General features: G+C 45.7%; 14 protein-coding genes. 6 read left to right on the forward strand and 8 right to left on the reverse strand.

What is annotated here, in order from left to right:
• Positions 1–66: 66 nt before the first annotated feature.
• The 3 genes from NL647_RS23005 to syd form a co-directional block, all read right to left on the reverse strand.
• Positions 67–2262, reverse strand: coding sequence for a bifunctional UDP-sugar hydrolase/5'-nucleotidase (locus NL647_RS23005; protein WP_253650701.1), 2196 nt, complete (start codon positions 2260–2262; stop codon positions 67–69).
• Positions 2263–2580: 318 nt separating this feature from the next.
• Entirely contained in the window at positions 2581–3357 is a 777-nt protein-coding gene (locus tag NL647_RS23010; protein ID WP_253650702.1) for a Zn-ribbon-containing protein, read from the reverse strand.
• Positions 3358–3359: 2 nt separating this feature from the next.
• The gene (syd, locus tag NL647_RS23015) at positions 3360–3905 is read right to left on the reverse strand and encodes a SecY-interacting protein (RefSeq protein ID WP_253650703.1); all 546 of its coding nucleotides are present in this window, start codon (positions 3903–3905) and stop codon (positions 3360–3362) included.
• A 107-nt stretch (positions 3906–4012) separates the two neighbouring features.
• Between syd and queF the strand changes: the two genes are divergently transcribed.
• The 6 genes from queF to NL647_RS23045 all read left to right on the forward strand — a co-directional run bounded on the left by queF (position 4013) and on the right by NL647_RS23045 (position 12334).
• Entirely contained in the window at positions 4013–4858 is an 846-nt protein-coding gene (queF, locus tag NL647_RS23020; RefSeq protein ID WP_005447565.1) for an NADPH-dependent 7-cyano-7-deazaguanine reductase QueF, read from the forward strand.
• 148 nt (positions 4859–5006) lie between these two features.
• On the forward strand, positions 5007–7289 hold the full coding sequence (locus tag NL647_RS23025) for a lipopolysaccharide assembly protein LapB (RefSeq protein WP_253650704.1): 2283 nt from the start codon (positions 5007–5009) through the stop codon (positions 7287–7289).
• A 98-nt stretch (positions 7290–7387) separates the two neighbouring features.
• A complete protein-coding gene (locus tag NL647_RS23030; protein ID WP_005447568.1) occupies positions 7388–8953 on the forward strand; it encodes a diguanylate cyclase in 1566 nt (521 codons plus the stop codon).
• A 217-nt stretch (positions 8954–9170) separates the two neighbouring features.
• On the forward strand, positions 9171–10547 hold the full coding sequence (ppnN, locus tag NL647_RS23035) for a nucleotide 5'-monophosphate nucleosidase PpnN (protein WP_253650705.1): 1377 nt from the start codon (positions 9171–9173) through the stop codon (positions 10545–10547).
• A 58-nt stretch (positions 10548–10605) separates the two neighbouring features.
• Entirely contained in the window at positions 10606–11388 is a 783-nt protein-coding gene (gene xni / locus NL647_RS23040; protein ID WP_005447572.1) for a flap endonuclease Xni, read from the forward strand.
• A gap of 193 nt (positions 11389–11581) precedes the next feature.
• Entirely contained in the window at positions 11582–12334 is a 753-nt protein-coding gene (locus NL647_RS23045) for a DNA/RNA non-specific endonuclease (RefSeq protein ID WP_009697728.1), read from the forward strand.
• Between the two features lie 87 nt (positions 12335–12421).
• Here the strand turns inward: NL647_RS23045 and rlmM are convergent, their stop codons facing one another.
• From rlmM to thiI, 5 genes are all read right to left on the reverse strand, one after another.
• A complete protein-coding gene (gene rlmM / locus NL647_RS23050; protein ID WP_253650706.1) occupies positions 12422–13513 on the reverse strand; it encodes a 23S rRNA (cytidine(2498)-2'-O)-methyltransferase RlmM in 1092 nt (363 codons plus the stop codon).
• Entirely contained in the window at positions 13510–13908 is a 399-nt protein-coding gene (locus tag NL647_RS23055) for a DUF423 domain-containing protein (protein WP_005447577.1), read from the reverse strand. Before NL647_RS23055 ends, rlmM begins: the two co-directional genes overlap by 4 nt.
• Positions 13898–14521 (reverse strand): alpha/beta fold hydrolase, encoded by a 624-nt coding sequence (locus tag NL647_RS23060; protein ID WP_005447578.1) that lies wholly within the window; start codon positions 14519–14521, stop codon positions 13898–13900. Before NL647_RS23060 ends, NL647_RS23055 begins: the two co-directional genes overlap by 11 nt.
• Positions 14502–15422: a transcriptional regulator GcvA gene (locus NL647_RS23065; protein ID WP_009697724.1), complete on the reverse strand. Its 921-nt coding sequence runs from the start codon at positions 15420–15422 to the stop codon at positions 14502–14504. Before NL647_RS23065 ends, NL647_RS23060 begins: the two co-directional genes overlap by 20 nt.
• Positions 15423–15942: 520 nt before the next feature.
• Positions 15943–17391 (reverse strand): tRNA uracil 4-sulfurtransferase ThiI, encoded by a 1449-nt coding sequence (gene thiI, locus NL647_RS23070; protein WP_047514875.1) that lies wholly within the window; start codon positions 17389–17391, stop codon positions 15943–15945.
• Between the last annotated feature and the right edge of the window lie 117 nt (positions 17392–17508).

The following is a 17508-nucleotide window of genomic DNA, read 5'->3' on the forward strand; positions in this document are numbered from 1 at the left end:
CAAACAGTCTTTACCTCAAGCGAGTAAAATTAGGCGCGGTAATACTTACCGCGCCCATATGCAGGATTAATGAGTTGGGTTACAACCTGCGACTTTCTCATCAAGCGTCGCCGCGTCTTTGTTAGGATTATCAACATAACTAGACGAATCATTGATGTTCACAGACTTAACAATTGCAGGGTATTTTGGGTTTTCCAAATCAATCGAGACACAGATTTCCATGTTCTTCAATTGATCCCACAGCGCCTTGCCTTTACCTTCTCTTAGTGTCGTAATTTCACCACTTGGCAGGTATTGCGTGAACGACCAGTTACCAACGTTGCCATTAAAATCTGCCACGTTGATGCCTTTGTTCTTCTCAACATAAGCCGTCAACATATCGCGGATTGCGTATACCGGCTCATTTACTGAGTCGTAGAACACGTCATCTTTGCTCGCCCAACCAAACTTCTGGATTTGCGAACCAAAGCGGTAGCTGTTCATTGCCACTTTGTAAGTTGCATTAGGATCGAACTGTTCACCGCCAATGCTAGTGATGTTGACGCGGCTGCCTTCATTCGTCACTGTATTGTTTTCATCCAACTCAAGAGACGGCTTACTCAGATCCACAGTAAATTCGATATCACCATCAAATTGGTCGTATAGGTAAGCAGGAGCGCCTTTCTTGAACGAAACGGTAATATCACCCGGTTGGTATTGGTTGAAGTAAGAGTAAGACCATTCGATGAAGCGTTTTAGGTTGGCACCTGTCATCTCCACACCAAGCAAAGTGTTGTCGTATTTATACAAGTTAGTCGACTTACCTTTGGTGTACACTTCGTTGTCTATTAAGTTAGATTGATCAGAGAACAGAGATGCTGCAGAGACTATCGCGCCGTTACCTTTACCCATCGCCGCTTCGATTTGCTGCATTTGGATTTGGTTAATCACATCCATCAATGGTGTATCAACCACTTTCGCAAGGTGAATCGTCGAGTACAGACGCTCTGCGGTGTAGTTGTAATCCGTCGCGGTCGCTTCATCTGGGAAGCCTGATGCGCTTGGTGTGAAGTTGCCCGTTACACGACCAAGCTCGCGCGTCGCGTCTTCAACCGAAATATCATGCACGTATTGGAATTTCGCTTGTAGAGCCTGCTCTTCTTTGACCTTCTTCGTGCCGATGTTGGTTAACGTGGTGTCTTCCATAGTCCACTTACCATCGACTTTCTTCAGTTGAATCTCAGCTTTGGCAAGGTAAGCACCCCACTTACCTGGTTCAATGATTTTCACGCTTTGTGCGCGGTTATCTTGAGTGTATTCGCCAGACTTGGCTTTATCTTCAATCAACGTATTTTCGCCGCCGATTTCTGATGTTGATTTGCTGATTGGTGTAACTGTGCCGTCCGCATTCACTTGTTCGATGTAGTTCGCGTGTTCGTGACCCGCTAGAATAACGTCGAATTTATCCGCCATTGCAGACGCAATTTCATAAACGCCCACACCACCGTCTTCTTGGCGACCAAGGTGAAGCGCACCCACGATCACATCAGGATTGTACTTAGACACCAGTTGATCAACCGCTTCTTTGGTTGCGTCCAATTCGTTCTCAAACTTCAAACCTTTGAAGTGATCCGGAGCTGAGGCTTCCCAGTTCGGCACGTTCGATGGCGTTAGACCAACGATCGCCACTTTCACACCTTCCACTTCAAACATTTGGAACGCGCGAATGTAGTTCACATCGTTACTTTCCCACTTGATGTTAGAAGACAGGACCGCACCATTAAAATGATCGAGGTTGCGATCGACAAACGAACGCTCAAAGTTAAATTCATGGTTGCCTGGTACCCAAACATCAAAGCCAAGAGAGTTCATGCTCTCAACCACAGGGTGAGTTGGGTCATCGTTGAATAGCTGCGCGGAGTTGCCCTGAACCGTATCACCGATATCAATCAGGATCATATTTGGATGTGCCGCTTTTTGGCCAGCAAGCAAGGTTGCGATGCGGGTAATACCAGCGTCATCGTCTACGGCATTTAGCGCATAGTCAAAACCAAACAAGCGACCATGTAAATCCGATGTCGCCGCGATAGCAATGGTGACTTCGTCATCTTGCGTTGCTTCACCTTTGACGACGACGTCAGGTGTGTTAGTTAGCGTTTTACCCTCTGCGACCACTGGACTGTAATCTGATGGTACCTCTACGTATTTGGTTTCATCATCGTTACAACCAGCCATCAAACCGACAACTGCAATACAGACTAGGCTTCGTTTAAATAAAGTCATCTCAATTCCTTCCAGATTATTTTTTTATATATATTTTCGGAAGGGGCCCTCTTCCCAAAACCTCAAAAAGGATATGGATATTATTTGAAATTTTTGAGAAGCAAACGTTTCAATGCTTATAAACCATGCAACTAAGTTACATTTTTCTTTGAACATGAACAAAAATCACAATCAAGGGGATGAGAGGAATGGTCAATGAAAATGCTTTTCGAATCAATGTATTGATAAAATAAATAATAGAAAATTTTACCAATCAACCCTGATTCATTTATAGCGATAGAAAAAAGCTGGCATAGACGCCAGCTTTTTAAAAATAGACTACTTGATGTGGTCCCAAGAGATATTGGAGACAATTCGGCAATCGTCACACTTAAAGTAGAAGATGTCGTGTAGCGGTTCGTCTAGTAACCAGTCACCACCACATTTGGGACACTTGCGCGCTTTTTCCGCTTCCAGTGACTCACCACCAACTCGGTATTGGTAGTAATAAGTCGGGATCTTGGTGATGTATTCAATACGACCACGCAAATCCCAACCTCGACGGAACAGCACACTGTCAGCGTCGCAAATTTCATGCAGCGCAGCGTGTTCAGCACGACAGCCACCTGCCATTTGGATTTCATCACACGCTTGCCATTCGGTTTGCCATTTCACCACCGCTTTGTGGTCACCATTCAACGTAGCACCATTACGGTAAAGCGGAATTGGTAACAGTGTCTCGCCGCTGCGCAGTGGAGAACAAGTATGAACGTACGTGGTGTACAGCACTTGCCAGCTAGGTGTCTCTTCTTCCGCCGCTTCTTCTGAGTTCAAATCACGACCCAACACGCGCATTTTCGGCGCAAGCAACGAGGCTTCCGACAAACGATTCATGCACACTTTGACGAAATCAGAATGGTAACGAGGGTGCAAACTGTCTTGCTCTGGGCAAACCACGCGAACATAAAACTCGCCATCACCCATCACGATAGGAAACTCACGACCAAGCACCTGACCGTTGTAGCGCAATGCGTCCATCAGACCATTAATCGCTTTATCAACCGCGCTTACGGTAGTGTTATCAAAACACTCAAACTGCAACTCAACAACGTACATGCTTACACTGCAGCCTCTAGTTTGCTTAGAAACTCGGTGAGCGTCTCAGCCAGTACGTCGCGTTTGTCTGAGCCTAAGCGCTCAAGAATCACATTACCGGTCAAGTTACAGATAGAAATAACATCCAACTCTGCATCTGTCGCTGCGATAAATACCGTCGGCTTTAATTTTAGACGGCGCTGAGTGACTAGATGACCAAGAATATTTTCTTGCAGACGAGTAAAGTCATCATCACTCCATACTTGCAGCAACGTCAGTTCGTTACCTTGCCAAGTTGCGTCCATATCAGCGCTGTACTGAGAACCGTAAAAGGTTTTGATGTCTTCATGCAGCGTCAGCTCAATTGCGTTCTCAACGTTAGTGAAATCCGCTATTTCTTCACGTGGGAATGCTTTCCACAATACGGCCCCGTCGCGTTTCTCTTCTACACATGGAGAAACAAGATCAGCAAGCTCTTCACTGCGTGGCAGTTCGTTATGCTCGTCTTGCCAAGCTTGTTGGTAGCGCAGGCTAAAGTCCTGTAGAGCCTGAGTAACGGTTTGGGTCATGAAGGTCTCCTGGTTAGTTTTTATCAGGTCGCGGTGTCTGCCGGATGGCAATTAATCAGCGGATTCAGTAAAATTCTCGCCATTCTAATCGAAAATGACCACAAAGTATGAGCAAATATTCTGACGCTAAAGAGCTTGCTGGCCTAACTCTGGGTAAAAAGACCGAGTACGCAAATCAATACGACGCAAGCTTGCTGCAACCTGTACCTCGCAGCCTAAACCGTGATGACCTTGAACTTGGCGACAGCCTACCGTTTATGGGTCACGATATTTGGACGCTGTACGAGCTATCTTGGCTAAACAGTAAAGGCTTGCCTCAAGTTGCCGTTGGCGAAGTCTACATCCCAGCAACCAGCGCAAACTTAATTGAGTCAAAGTCGTTCAAGTTGTACCTAAACAGCTACAACCAAACGCGTTTTGCTACTTGGGAAGAAGTCACTGAGCGTTTAGCGCAAGATTTATCAGCATGCGCTGGCGAGAAAGTACTTGTGGAAGTGAATCCAGTTAGTCACTACACCAACCAACCTATTGTCACGATGGAAGGTGAATGCATTGACGATCAAGACATCGAAATCACTAGCTACGACTTTGATGCAGCGCTTCTAGACGGCGCTGCAGGTAACGAGCAAGTGGAAGAAGTACTTCACAGCCATTTACTAAAATCAAACTGTTTGATCACCAACCAGCCAGATTGGGGCAGCGTAGAAATTCGCTACCAAGGCGCTAAGCTTGATCGTGAGAAACTGCTTCGCTACTTGGTTTCATTCCGTGAACACAATGAGTTCCACGAGCAATGTGTTGAACGTATCTTCACTGACTTGATGAAGTACTGCCAACCAACGAAACTAACCGTATTCGCACGTTACACGCGTCGTGGTGGTTTGGATATCAACCCTTACCGCTCAACGGAACAAGACAAGCCAGCGCACAATAATCGCATGGCTCGTCAATAATCTGAGTACTTAATCAAAAGCGAATGAGCTAAATACTCAACACTCATTGCTTAAATACTCAAAAACGCCCAGCTATCTGTTGGATTGCTGGGCGTTTTTCTCTAATATTGTTTATTCAAAAACGACACAGTTCGAGGGAACGAAAAGGATGTTTTGGGACAGTTCGCGTCTATTAAGGCTGATTGGCTTTCTTTGCTTATTGTTAGCACAGCCACTTCACGCGACCATTTTATCTTCCGCTTTGCTCAATGAAGCTCAGCAATTAGCTGAGATCGAACCTTCACAAGCAAAACAAGCGGCCAAAAACTACCTTTTGCAACGCGAGCTGATTGAACGCCAAGAGAATGGCAGCCCTTCCGCGATGTCTCGTGAAGAGACCGACCGCAGTATCCGCACCCCGAGCAGCACGATTGAGGCGCACAAAATCATTGCACAAGCCGATTATGCAATGGGCAACATTCGCTCTGCCATCAACAACCTTGATGAAGCAGAACGTCTAGCCAAAGAATACCAATTGCCGTACATGAATTTGGATGTGCAACTGATGCGCAACCAAATGATTTGGATGTACGACAAAAACTACGCCGCAGCAGAACAAAAACTCGACCAGATCGAAAAACAGATTGAAGAAGCAAATCCGGTTTTACAGCGTACCGACAGCGTTCGTTACCGCTTAGTGATGCAACGTGCCTTGCTCGCAGCAAATAGCGGTGACTCCGTAAACGCTGAGCGTTTGTATGCTAAAGCTAAAACCATGTTTGAAGACAATCGCTCAGATCTGACTCTGATTGACTACCACACAGCGGTAGGCGAATTTTACCTCAACAACAAGAAATACAACCTCGCGCTCTCAGAACTGCTTTACGGTTACTGGCAATCTATCGAGAGCGACAGTGGAGCCAGACTAGCAAAGGTAAACCGTCTATTGGCTCGACTATTCCAAGAGCGCCGCGTTTACGACAAAGCAATTGAATACCTCTCTCAGGCGGCGGACTTTTACGACAGTTACCCAAGCTCCCCAATTTTGGCTGACGTGCTAGAACAGATGGGCGATATCTACTTCTACCAAGGTAAGTTCAACCTCGCGCTGGTGCATTACTTCAATGTACTTGATCACGACAGCACCAGTAAGAATATCAACCGCATCATTAAAATACGTTTGAGCCTAGCTGCCACTTACCTTCAGCTTTACAACTATGCGTTAGCAGAGCAGTACCTAGACCGTTCCAAAGACTTATTGGAATACGCTGATTTACCTCAGCTAGAAGCCAAAGCTGCACTGCTTAAATCAGGTCTGGCATACCATCAAAATGACAGTAAAGATGTGATCGTCAATGCCAAGAGAGCGCTAGACCTGATAGAGAAAGCACCAGAAGATACGGGCTTCATTAAACAGCAAAGCTATCGCTTACTGGGTTTGGGGTATGAGCAAGCTGGCGAATACCAGTTATCCCTTCAAGCGTACAAAAAATACATCAGCCTAGTGCGCCTAGAGCAAAAGCAGCTTAACCAAATCAGTGAAGATGCCTTCCGCCAACAAAAAGAGTTTGCTGAGCAAAGCATCCACTATGTAGGTCAGGCAGACAAGCTAGCTCAAGTTGAAATGGAGCATCGTAAATTCCAAAAGATCTCGTTCGCACTGTTTATTACCGTTTTGGTGATGTTCTTATTCATCATGCGTCGTGGTGTTATCAACCAACGTCAAACAGCTGAGATTGAAAAGCTGCGTAATGATCTGTTCACTCACTCTCGCTCACGCCTGCGTAACTTACGTATGCTCAACGTCAAGCTATCGCGTTCATTGAAGAAGTCGAGCGACACATTCGAACAATGGCAAATGGGTGAACTTATCCACGAGCCGTTGAATGACCGCTTACGCTTTGTGATGATCGATTTGCCATTCTTGCGCAGCATGTACGTTCAACATGGTTACAAAGCTGGCTTAGAGTTAGAACGTGCATTTGGTGAGTTCCTAGCAGAACGCATTCAGAAGCCAACACGTTTGTACCATTTCTCAGATGCAAACTTGTTGTACATTGAGCCAAATGCCGATCGCGATGCCTCCGCAGAAGCCACCTTTGATAAATTCCAAGGCTGGGTGGACGAGTTCGCAGCACAGCACAACGTCAATCGCATCATTCGCATGGGCATCAGTGATTACCCATTCTTGCCGCGTGCTTACACCGCGATTAACGATGAAGAACTGCTCGATCTACTGTTGCTTGCGACACACATAGCACGTGAAGTTAGTTTGAAAGATAAGCACAGTCATTGGGTATTCTTAAAGGCCATTGATAATGCACCTGCCGCGAGTTTTGCAACCGGTGACATAAGGACAGCTTGCCAACATGCCATCAATCAAGGGCTAATAAAGATTCATTCTTCGTACAAGAATGAGGACGACATCAAAAAAATATTAAAAAACGGATAATTAAACAACGGTTGAGCGTGATCAGTGATGACGCTATAAAGTTTTTTGTTATTATCAAATAATCGTCAGTAGTACATGGACTTAACCGTAGTCACTTCATGGGAATCTTGGAATCCGATATTCAGTCGCAGCTTCATCAGCTGAGTTGTCAACTTGACCAACTCAGGCTGACTCATCGTGATACTTCGCTCAAATTTCAACGTGAGCAGCAAGTTCTTAAGCGAGTTGTGGCATCATTGTCTTCTGCTTGTCAGGGTTCAAACTCTCAAGTATCCAACTACCTGCGCGAAATTCAGCAAGAGCTTGAACATCATAAAGATGTAAGTACGCTGATCCCTCGCTTAGCAGTGCTAGAAAGAATGCTCAAACAGCAATCTAAGACGATGGAAAAACAAAACGGTTATCTCGACGAACAAATCAAACACAGTGGTGAAACGCTTCAACGTATCACCGGCTTGCCTGCGCAGTTAAAACGTGAATTGCGTAACCTGATGAGCTTCTCGGAAGTCCATGCTGGTAAGAAAGTCGATCAAGCCACTAAGCTACTGAGCATCTACGAGCGCGCACTCAAGATAATCACCTCTAATTCACGCCTTAACCTAGGCGAGCTAGAACACGGTCCTGATAAGTCACAACTGGAATGCCTTGCAAGCGATCTACAACACACCATCACGGAACTCGATTTTGAAGGTGAGTCTGGCGATCAACTGTTGGATATTCGCGCTAAGTTACTTTTAGGTGTCAATGCTGAATCTCTGATTGAATTAACGCTACACACATTAAAACTGGTCGTGGAAGCGACCAAGTACGAGCGTAAATCATCAGAACAGTTCCTAGAACAGTTGAACACGTCACTGTCTAGCAATCTCAAAACCGTTCATCAGAATGTTGACCAGCACCAAACTTACTTTGAGCATCGTCAAGAGCTGAACGCTGAGATGACCACTTTGGTTGAACGCAGTCAAGAGTCTCTTGAGCAAGCCCAAGACTTAGACGAGTTAAAAGGCGAAGTTTCGCCACTGCTGGCAAAAATGGCATCACTGACTGAACGCTTGAGAATGACAGAAGAGCGTGAGCAAGCACTTCAAGAACGCCTAAGCTACAGCAAAAATCAATTGGAAGCAGTGTTCGAAACGACACAAGATTACCGTCGCCGCTTGGAAGACCAAGCTCAGCGTATGCTGCTTGATCCTCTTACAAAGGTCTACAATCGCACGGCTTTTAACGATCGTTTAGAGCTCGAATATCGTCGTTGGATTCGCTCACAGCAAAACTTGCGCGTGGTGCTGTTTGACGTGGATAACTTCAAAGCGGTAAATGATAGCTACGGTTACACAGCTGGTGACAAGGCGCTAAAAATCATTGCCCGCACGATGAACAAGCGGATTGCAGATACGGAAACCGTAGCGCGTTTTGGTGGTGAAGAGTTCATCTTGCTGATCCCGGAACAATCAGAAGAATACACGCTTGAATTGATGAAAAACATTCAACGTGACATCAGCAAATTACCATTCAAGTTCCGTGAACAAAACATCATGATCACCTTAACTGCGGTTTCTACATCATTTAAAGAAGCAGACAACCCAGAATACGTCCTCGACCGTCTTGGTAACATGCTAAAAGACGCCAAACAGCGTGGTAACAACCAAGTCAACTGGAACTAAAAAGCGTTCAAAAAACAATCAAACGAACACTTTTTACGTGCTGTTTTGTCATATTGCCTCAAATTTTCAACGAGTTATCACGTTTCTCCTCTTCCAGTCTGCTAAGCTGTTTAAACGCTATAAACAAAGTCTGCCAACCACTGAGTAGAACGACACGTATAAGCTAAGTAGGTGAGTTGGTTTCTTCCCTCAAAGAAAGCACTAGCAAGGAGGCCTTATGATTACCCATATAAGCCCCGCAGGTAGCATGGATTTGCTATCACAACTGGAAGTTGAACGTCTTAAGAAAACCGCATCAAGTGAGCTTTACCAGCTCTATCGCAATTGTACGCTCGCGGTCCTCAACTCTGGTAGCCATACCGACAACTCAAAAGAGCTGTTAGATAAATACCTATCGTTTGATGTGAACGTAGTTCGACGCGAACGCGGCATCAAGCTTGAGCTTGCCAACCCGCCAGAACATGCGTTCGTTGACGGAGAGATCATCAAGGGCATTCAAGAGCACTTATTCTCTGTTTTACGTGACATCGTGTACGTAAACATGCATTTGGCGGACAACCAACGTCTTAACCTCACCAATGCCACGCACATCACCAACCTTGTATTTGGCATCTTGCGTAATGCTGGTACGTTGACGCCCGGCATTGAGCCGAACCTTGTGGTTTGTTGGGGTGGTCACTCAATCAACGCGACAGAGTACCAATACACTCGCGAAGTGGGTAACGAGTTGGGTCTACGTGAACTGAACATCTGTACGGGCTGTGGTCCTGGTGCGATGGAAGGTCCAATGAAAGGCGCAGCGATTGGTCACGCCAAACAGCGTTATACCGAGCAGCGTTACCTTGGCTTGACAGAGCCTTCAATCATTGCGGCTGAGCCACCAAACCCAATCGTGAACGAGTTGGTGATCATGCCAGACATCGAGAAACGTCTCGAAGCCTTTGTTCGCATGGCGCACGGCATCGTTATCTTCCCTGGCGGTCCGGGTACCGCCGAAGAGTTGCTGTATATCTTGGGTATCATGATGCACCCAGAAAATGCCGACCAACCAATGCCTATCGTACTTACAGGTCCGAAAGAGAGTGAAGCCTACTTCCGCTCAATCGATGCCTTTATTGCCGATACATTGGGCGAAAAAGGTCAGAAGCACTACCAAATCGTGATTGATGATCCAGCAGAAGTTGCTCGTATTATGAAACGCTCAATGGACGAGGTTCGTCAGCATCGTAAAGAAAAAGGCGATGCGTATAGCTTTAACTGGTCGCTAAAAATTGAGCCAGAGTTCCAACTTCCGTTTGAACCAACTCATGATGCGATGGCAAGCCTAGATCTGCATTTGAACCAACAACCTCAAGTTCTGGCTGCAAGTCTGCGCCAAGCCTTCTCAGGTATTGTTGCTGGTAACGTTAAAGCGGAAGGGATTCGAGAAATCGAACGCAAAGGTCCGTTTACCATCAATGGCGATCCAGTCTTGATGAAAAAACTCGACAAGCTGTTGAAAGACTTCGTAGAGCAGCACCGTATGAAACTACCGGGTGGCACTGCGTATGAACCATGCTACCGTATTGCCCATCGAGAAAATGGTGGTCGATAGATAACTCAGCTTTCGTTACACTAGGGGCATTCCGCCCCTTTTTTATTGCTAAGTCATTATGTCTATTCATCTTGTTATCATTGATGCCCTAAACCTGATCCGCCGCGTGCACTCAGCACAACCCGATCCAACTGACATAGCAAGAACCATCACAACGACAGGCAGAACGCTGACTCGCATCCTATCTGAGGCGCAACCTACGCACATCATCGCGGTATTCGATCACCACGAGCAAGACCGAGGTTGGCGCGCGGAAATCCTTCCAGACTACAAACAAAACCGCAAACCTATGCCAGAACCCCTGATGCAAGGTTTAGACGCAATTCAACAAGCGTGGTGGGAGCAAGGCATCGACTCACTGCTATCTGAAGGTGATGAAGCGGATGACTTAGTTGCAACCCTCGCCACTAAAGTCGCAAGTCACGGAGAGAAAGTCACCATCGTCTCCACCGACAAAGGTTATTGCCAATTGTTGTCCCCAACTTTGCAAATCCGAGACTACTTCCAACATCGTTGGTTGGATGAGCCGTTTATCGAAAAAGAGTTTGGCGTGAAACCCACTCAGCTTGCCGACTACTGGGGTTTAACAGGGATTAGCTCAAGCCAAGTACCGGGTGTACCCGGTGTTGGTCCAAAAGCCGCTAAGGAAATTCTCACTCAGTTTGAGGACATTGAAGCGGCATACGCAAGTGAAGAGCTGGTACCGAAATATCGTAAGAAGCTGGATGAACACATTGAATCTGCACGTCTATGCAAACGCGTAGCGGCGTTGAAATGCGACATCGAGCTCGGCTTTAATCTGCAAGACATTCGCTTTACCGGACCAAATAAAGCCGAGTAAGTGCATCTCTTTTACGCTGCTAGTTTTGGGTTAGACAACACGTTTATAAAATCTGTTGTGTAACCCTTTACATTCACAGCAATGATATTTACCTCATCATTAACCTACAAGATACTGATTAGTTTATAAGCTAATTCACAGTCTTAGTGAGTAATTTCATTATTTTCAAATCTCCCAATAACGGAGAAAAATAATGAAAAACATCATCTTAGTATCTTTAGTCACGCTCCTATCCTTCCCTACTCTTGCTGAAACTTGCGGTCAACACCTTGATAAAGGTATGCCTTCAACCAACAGCGATCAGTTCCTCTGCCGAGATGGCTATGCGGTTGGGTACAACTACGACACCAAAAACGCAGACTGGGTTGCTTACCACATTACCGCTGAAAGCGTGAATATCACCAACAAACGCAGTAACTCCTTCAAAGAAGACACTGAAATGCCGGATTACGCGCGCTCTACCCTAGCGGACTACAAAGGCTCTGGTTACGACAGAGGACACCTTGCTCCGTCAGCGACAATGGACTTCACCCGAGAGTCAATGAAGCAGAGCTTTTTGATGAGCAATATGTCGCCTCAACTTCCGGGGTTTAACCGAGTTGGTTGGCGCGTTCTAGAAGAACATGTTCGTGATCTCGCCAATGAATACAACGAACTTTATGTGGTGACTGGACCGATTTACCAAGGCAACGAAGGAACAATCGGTAATGGTGTGGTGATCCCGAGCGCGTTTTACAAAGTCATTCTTGATCCAAGCTTTGATGAAGCCATTGCGTTCATTGTCCCGCATCGTGATGTTTCAAGCTCTGAGTTAGCTAACTTTATTACCACCATTGACGAAGTTGAACGTCAAACTGGATTAGACTTTTTTGCTCAAACGCCAGATAGCATCGAAGACAACATGGAATCAGTAAAATGGGAAGAGATGTGGCCTACCAGCAACTAAGTAATGGTCATGGTTCTTAAACCACAATAAAAAAGCGCCTGCATTAGGCGCTTTTTTGAAAATGTTCAACCACATAGAAAGGATAGCTTAGTGTGGTGAGATATTAGACAGACATTGAATGTGAATCGTGATCTCTTCGCGGTCATGGTATAGGTGCTTTGCTTGCAGCTTGAATTTCACCTTGTTCTCAATCAGGAATATTTTTAGGTTTTCAAGATCTTGCAGCACTTCATCGTAACGACCTTTCATTGGAAGCTTAAGGTTGAAAATCGCTTCTTTCGCCCAACCTTTTAGCAGCCATTGCCCCATAAGGTGCGCAACGCGTGCTGGCTTCTCAACCATGTCACATACAATCCAAGTAACGTTCTTACGGTCTGGTTCAAATTTAAAGCCATCTACCATGTGGTGTTTAATTTGACCCGTTTCCATTAGGCTATCCGCCATCATGCCGTTATCCACACAGTGAACAAACATCGAACGTTTCACCAATTGGTAAGTCCAACCGCCCGGGCAAGCACCTAGGTCGACACCCCACATGCCTGGAGCCAAACGCTCATCCCATTCCTCACGCGGAATGAAGACGTGGAATGCTTCTTCTAATTTCAGCGTAGAGCGGCTTGGTGCATCTGAAGGGAACTTAAGGCGAGGAATACCCATGAAGAACTGCGAGTTGTTGCCTGGGTATGAGTAACCCACGTAACAATGACCCGGAGCCACAAAGCAAATATGCAGTACTGGCTTCTTCGCGTTGTCTTTGTTCCACATCAGACCTTTACCACGCATCGCCTGACGCATTGGTACCGTGAACTTGCGGCAAAACTTCAATAACTCTTTCGCTTCGTTAGTATCGGGAGTTTCAATACGCAGATCGCCACAACGTGGGAATGCTTCGATTTCAGACAATTCAGCAAGAATTGGGCTGATACGGTCATCGCTTGGTAGCGCTTCGAACTCGGCAGCCACAGCAAACATCTGACGTGCAAAAATCAGTGCGCTAAAGTCTAAGCCTTTTGCTAGCTTATCTGCGTCTCCATCTTGGTAACATTCGAAGACAACATAACCTGAGTTTTTCTTCACACGAGGGAAGCCATACACTTCCAATTGTGTTGCTTTGTCCTGAATTTCACCAGCACACTCTTTCTCAAAGCCAGAACGGCAATAGAGCATTAGTTGTTTCACTTGGAGACCTCTTTGATATTAAACGCAGCAAAAAAGAACAGACACCAACCGATCATGAACAAGAATCCTCCCATAGGAGTAATTGGTCCAAACCACTTAATGCCCGTCAGCGCCAGCGCGTAAAGACTGCCGCTAAAACAAAAGATGCCGATGATAAAGCAAATCGCCGCGATGAAAAAATACTTTTGTGCTTTTTGTCCCAAATTGAGCAACAGCAAAATCGCACAAAATGCGATAGCCAAAGTATGGATGAACTGATACAAAACGCCGGTTTCAAAGACGCCCAGTAAATAAGGCGATAACTTTGCTTTCAAACCATGTGCAGCAAATGCACCTAGCGCCACTGATGTTAAGCCAGAAAGACCAGTAAATGAGAGTAACCACTTACTTTTCACAGGACACCTCTTTAATAAATGTCGCTAACTGCTCCACTGTTGAAGCAATGTTACCTGCCTCTGTATAGCCAGAGCTCTTGCGTGGCTTAAAGCTGTGATCACCGTCTGGCAGAAAGCTCACTGTGACCTGCTCTGATAATGCAAAGCCTTCGAACTCTTCGCGCTTGCCGAATGTATCGCGCTCACCTTGCAGGATTAAAGTTGGCTTTTCGATACTCGCTAAATGCTCGCCTTTGTATTTCTCTGGTTTACCGGGAGGATGAAAAGGGAAACCTAAACAGGCAACACCCGCCACCAGCGCATTATCGGCGAGTAAGCTCGACATACGCCCACCCATCGACTTACCGCCAATCACGATAGGTTGAGAAGTAAAGTGAGCGATCACTTCTTCATAAGCTTCAAGAAGTTTTGGGGCACGATCTGGCGGACGCTTCTTGCCATCTTCCGCTCGCTTAACCATATAGGGGAAGTTAAAACGCACCACGCGTATACCCTGCTCAACTAATCCTTTGGCGACGGCAGTCATGAAATCGTGTTCCATGCCTGCCCCTGCGCCGTGAGCAAAAATAAACAGCGGTCCGTTTTCAGGTCCCTCAGCTATCCAATGGCTCATCCAATACTTCCTCTTGTTCTTTTCTTGCAGTTGCTAGCATCCAGTCCCTAAACGTCGCGATACGTCCCATATCCGCTTGCTGTTCGTGACACACCACATAGAAGGCATTCTTCGACACCAATACCTCATCAAATGGCGCGATTAAGCGTCCCGCTTCCATTTCAGGTTTGGCTAGCACGTTGTTACCTAGAGCGACACCTTGCCCGTGCGCAGCAGCTTGAAGCACCATGGTCGAGTGGCTGAAAATAGGACCATGGTTCACATTGATGCCTTCGATATTCTGCTGGCGAGCGAACTGCTTCCAATCTTTACGAGAGGTATCATGTAACAAGGTGTGTAATTTAAGGTCACTTAGAGATTCTAATGGTTTGTTACCTAAAAGTAACGAAGGTGAACAAAGTGGGATCAAAAACTCTTGGTAGAGTTTATCGGCACGCAAACCAGGCCAGTTACCACGACCATAATAGATAGCTACATCAACATCATCAGTCAGTGAACCTTCGTCCATATCAACCGCTTTAATACGCACATCGATGTCCGGTTCTTGGGCATTAAAATCCGCCAAGCGAGGTACCAGCCATTGGATTGCAAAACTTGGTGGCAAACTGATGGTCAACGCACCTTTTTCACTACGTTCCAATACCTTATCGGTCGCTTCTGAAATCGAAGTGAAGATATCTTTGATGTCTAGAAAGTAACTTTGCCCCTCTTCTGTTAGCAACAAAGAGCGGTTGCGACGACGGAAAAGTTTCAAAGATAAGAACTCTTCTAACGCTTTAATTTGGTGGCTCACTGCCGCTTGAGTAACAAACAACTCTTCAGCAGCACGGGTAAAACTGAGATGGCGAGCAGCCGCTTCAAAAACGCGAAGTGAATTCAACGGAGGCAATCTGCGAGACATTATGGGACCTCAAGTAGGATTAGTTTTTTTTATCTGAAACATTATAAAATGTCCGTTGCCGAACAGCCAGATAAATTCTATATTTCATCCCGCAACACGAGCCTGAACGGCTTGATTCCTTTTGTGAATCAATTGGCTTCGTTGTTGCGATGTTGTGTTTGCAAACTCGTATTTCGAGTTAGGTAGATTTCTACCATATGTTTTGTCCACACTCCCTGTGACAAAACAGATACTTCCTGTATTTATTTTGACCTGTCTGTCAAATTTCTTGCACCGCCTTATTAGGCGGTGTTTTTTTATCTAAAAAATCCCACTGTCCCTCTTCTCAGAAATTGGTATCAACATCACCTTTTCATCCTGATTTCGGATTAATTATCGTTATATCAATACAAATCCCGAAGCGTGCGATTGAGCTCAATCTTATCACTTCATTAGGGAAAATTTTGCGCGTGCTAAAACGAAAAAAGCGCAAACTGATTTCTCAATTTGCGCTTTTGTGATTGTCAGCATTACAACGCGATTATGGGCGGTAAACCTTCACGTTGTTGAAACCTTGCTCTTGCAAGTAAAGTGCTTGCAGACGGCTCATCACACCACGGTCACAGTACAGTAGGTATGTCTTAGCTTGGTCTAGATCACCAAACTGAGTACCCAATTTGTAGAATGGAATATGTTTAACATCAACACCATCGATTTCTAGTGGGTTATCGTCTTCCTCTTCAGGGCTACGGATATCCAATACGATTGCGTTTTCTTCTACTGCTTGTACTTGCTCAACTTCTGGTGCTGCTTCCTGTGACTCTTTTGCGATATCACGGATGTCCATCATACGAGCTTCTTGAACCACTTGCTCAAGGATGCTGAAGTCGAATTTCTCTTCTTCTGCTTCTAGCTTGCCTTTCACCGCTTTAACAGTTGGCTTCTTAGAGATAACACCACAGTATTCTGGCATCGTCTTCGCAAAGTCTTCTGTGCCGATTTCACGCGCTAGGTTGATGATGTCTTCTTTATCCCAGTTAATCAGCGGACGCAGAATCAGAGTATCTGTTACGTTATCGATATGGCGTAGGTTAGTCAGCGTCTGGCTCGATACCTGACCCAGCGCTTCACCTGTTACCAATGCTTCGATCTTCATCTTCTGAGCGATCATACCTGCTGCACGCATGAACATACGCTTCAGGATCACGCCCATTTGGCCGTCATCAACTTTCTCTAGGATTTCTGCAACTACAGGCTCGAAATCAACTGAGATGAAACGTACTTTTGCTGAAGAGCCGTATTTATTCCATAGGTAGTGAGAAACCTGCTTAACGCCGATTTCATGTGCTGGACCACCTAGGTTAAAGAAACAGTAATGTACTTTTGAACCACGTTTGATATGTAGGTAGCTTGAAACACCAGAGTCGAAACCACCCGAGATCAGGCTTAGTACGTCTTCTTGTGTACCTAGCGGGAAACCACCTAGGCCTTTGTGACGTGCTAACACTTGGTTTAGCTTGTCGTTAGTCACTTCAACGTTGATCGTTACGTCTGGCTTACTTAGCTTAACTCGAGCGCTTTCTACCGCTTGGTTAAGACCGCCACCTACGTAACGCTCTAACTCAATAGAAGTAAAATCGTGTTTACCACGACGCTTAGCGCGCACTACGAAAGTCTTGCCTTCGATAAGTGAACCGCTTAGCTCCAACACTTGCTCGTAGATGTCATGCAAGTCTTTGAATTCAGTTTGTTTTACTTCAAGAATATGATGAATACCTGGCGTGTGCGTCAGGATTTCTAAAACTTCAGCGTGGAACTCGTCACTCTCAGAGGTCACTTCAATGTGATCACGACGGTTGAATACCGCGACAGACTCCGTACGGCTCTTAACGATGTTACGAATGTTGCACTCTAAAATCTTTGTGAAGCGCTTACGCACAGATTCACTTTTTACAAAAATTTCTGGATGGGGCTTTACAATAAATTTCATAGTCTAGTTCGCAGGTTAGTTTCGCAATCAACAATGAGTGATACTCCACCTCGATGCTTCATACGCAGCAAAAGTGCGTTTTGGTCATAAAAGGTAGCCTGAGCTCACTTCAAAGGC

This window comes from Vibrio sp. Y29_XK_CS5 (assembly GCF_024181835.1).
GTDB classification, from domain to species: domain Bacteria; phylum Pseudomonadota; class Gammaproteobacteria; order Enterobacterales; family Vibrionaceae; genus Vibrio; species Vibrio harveyi.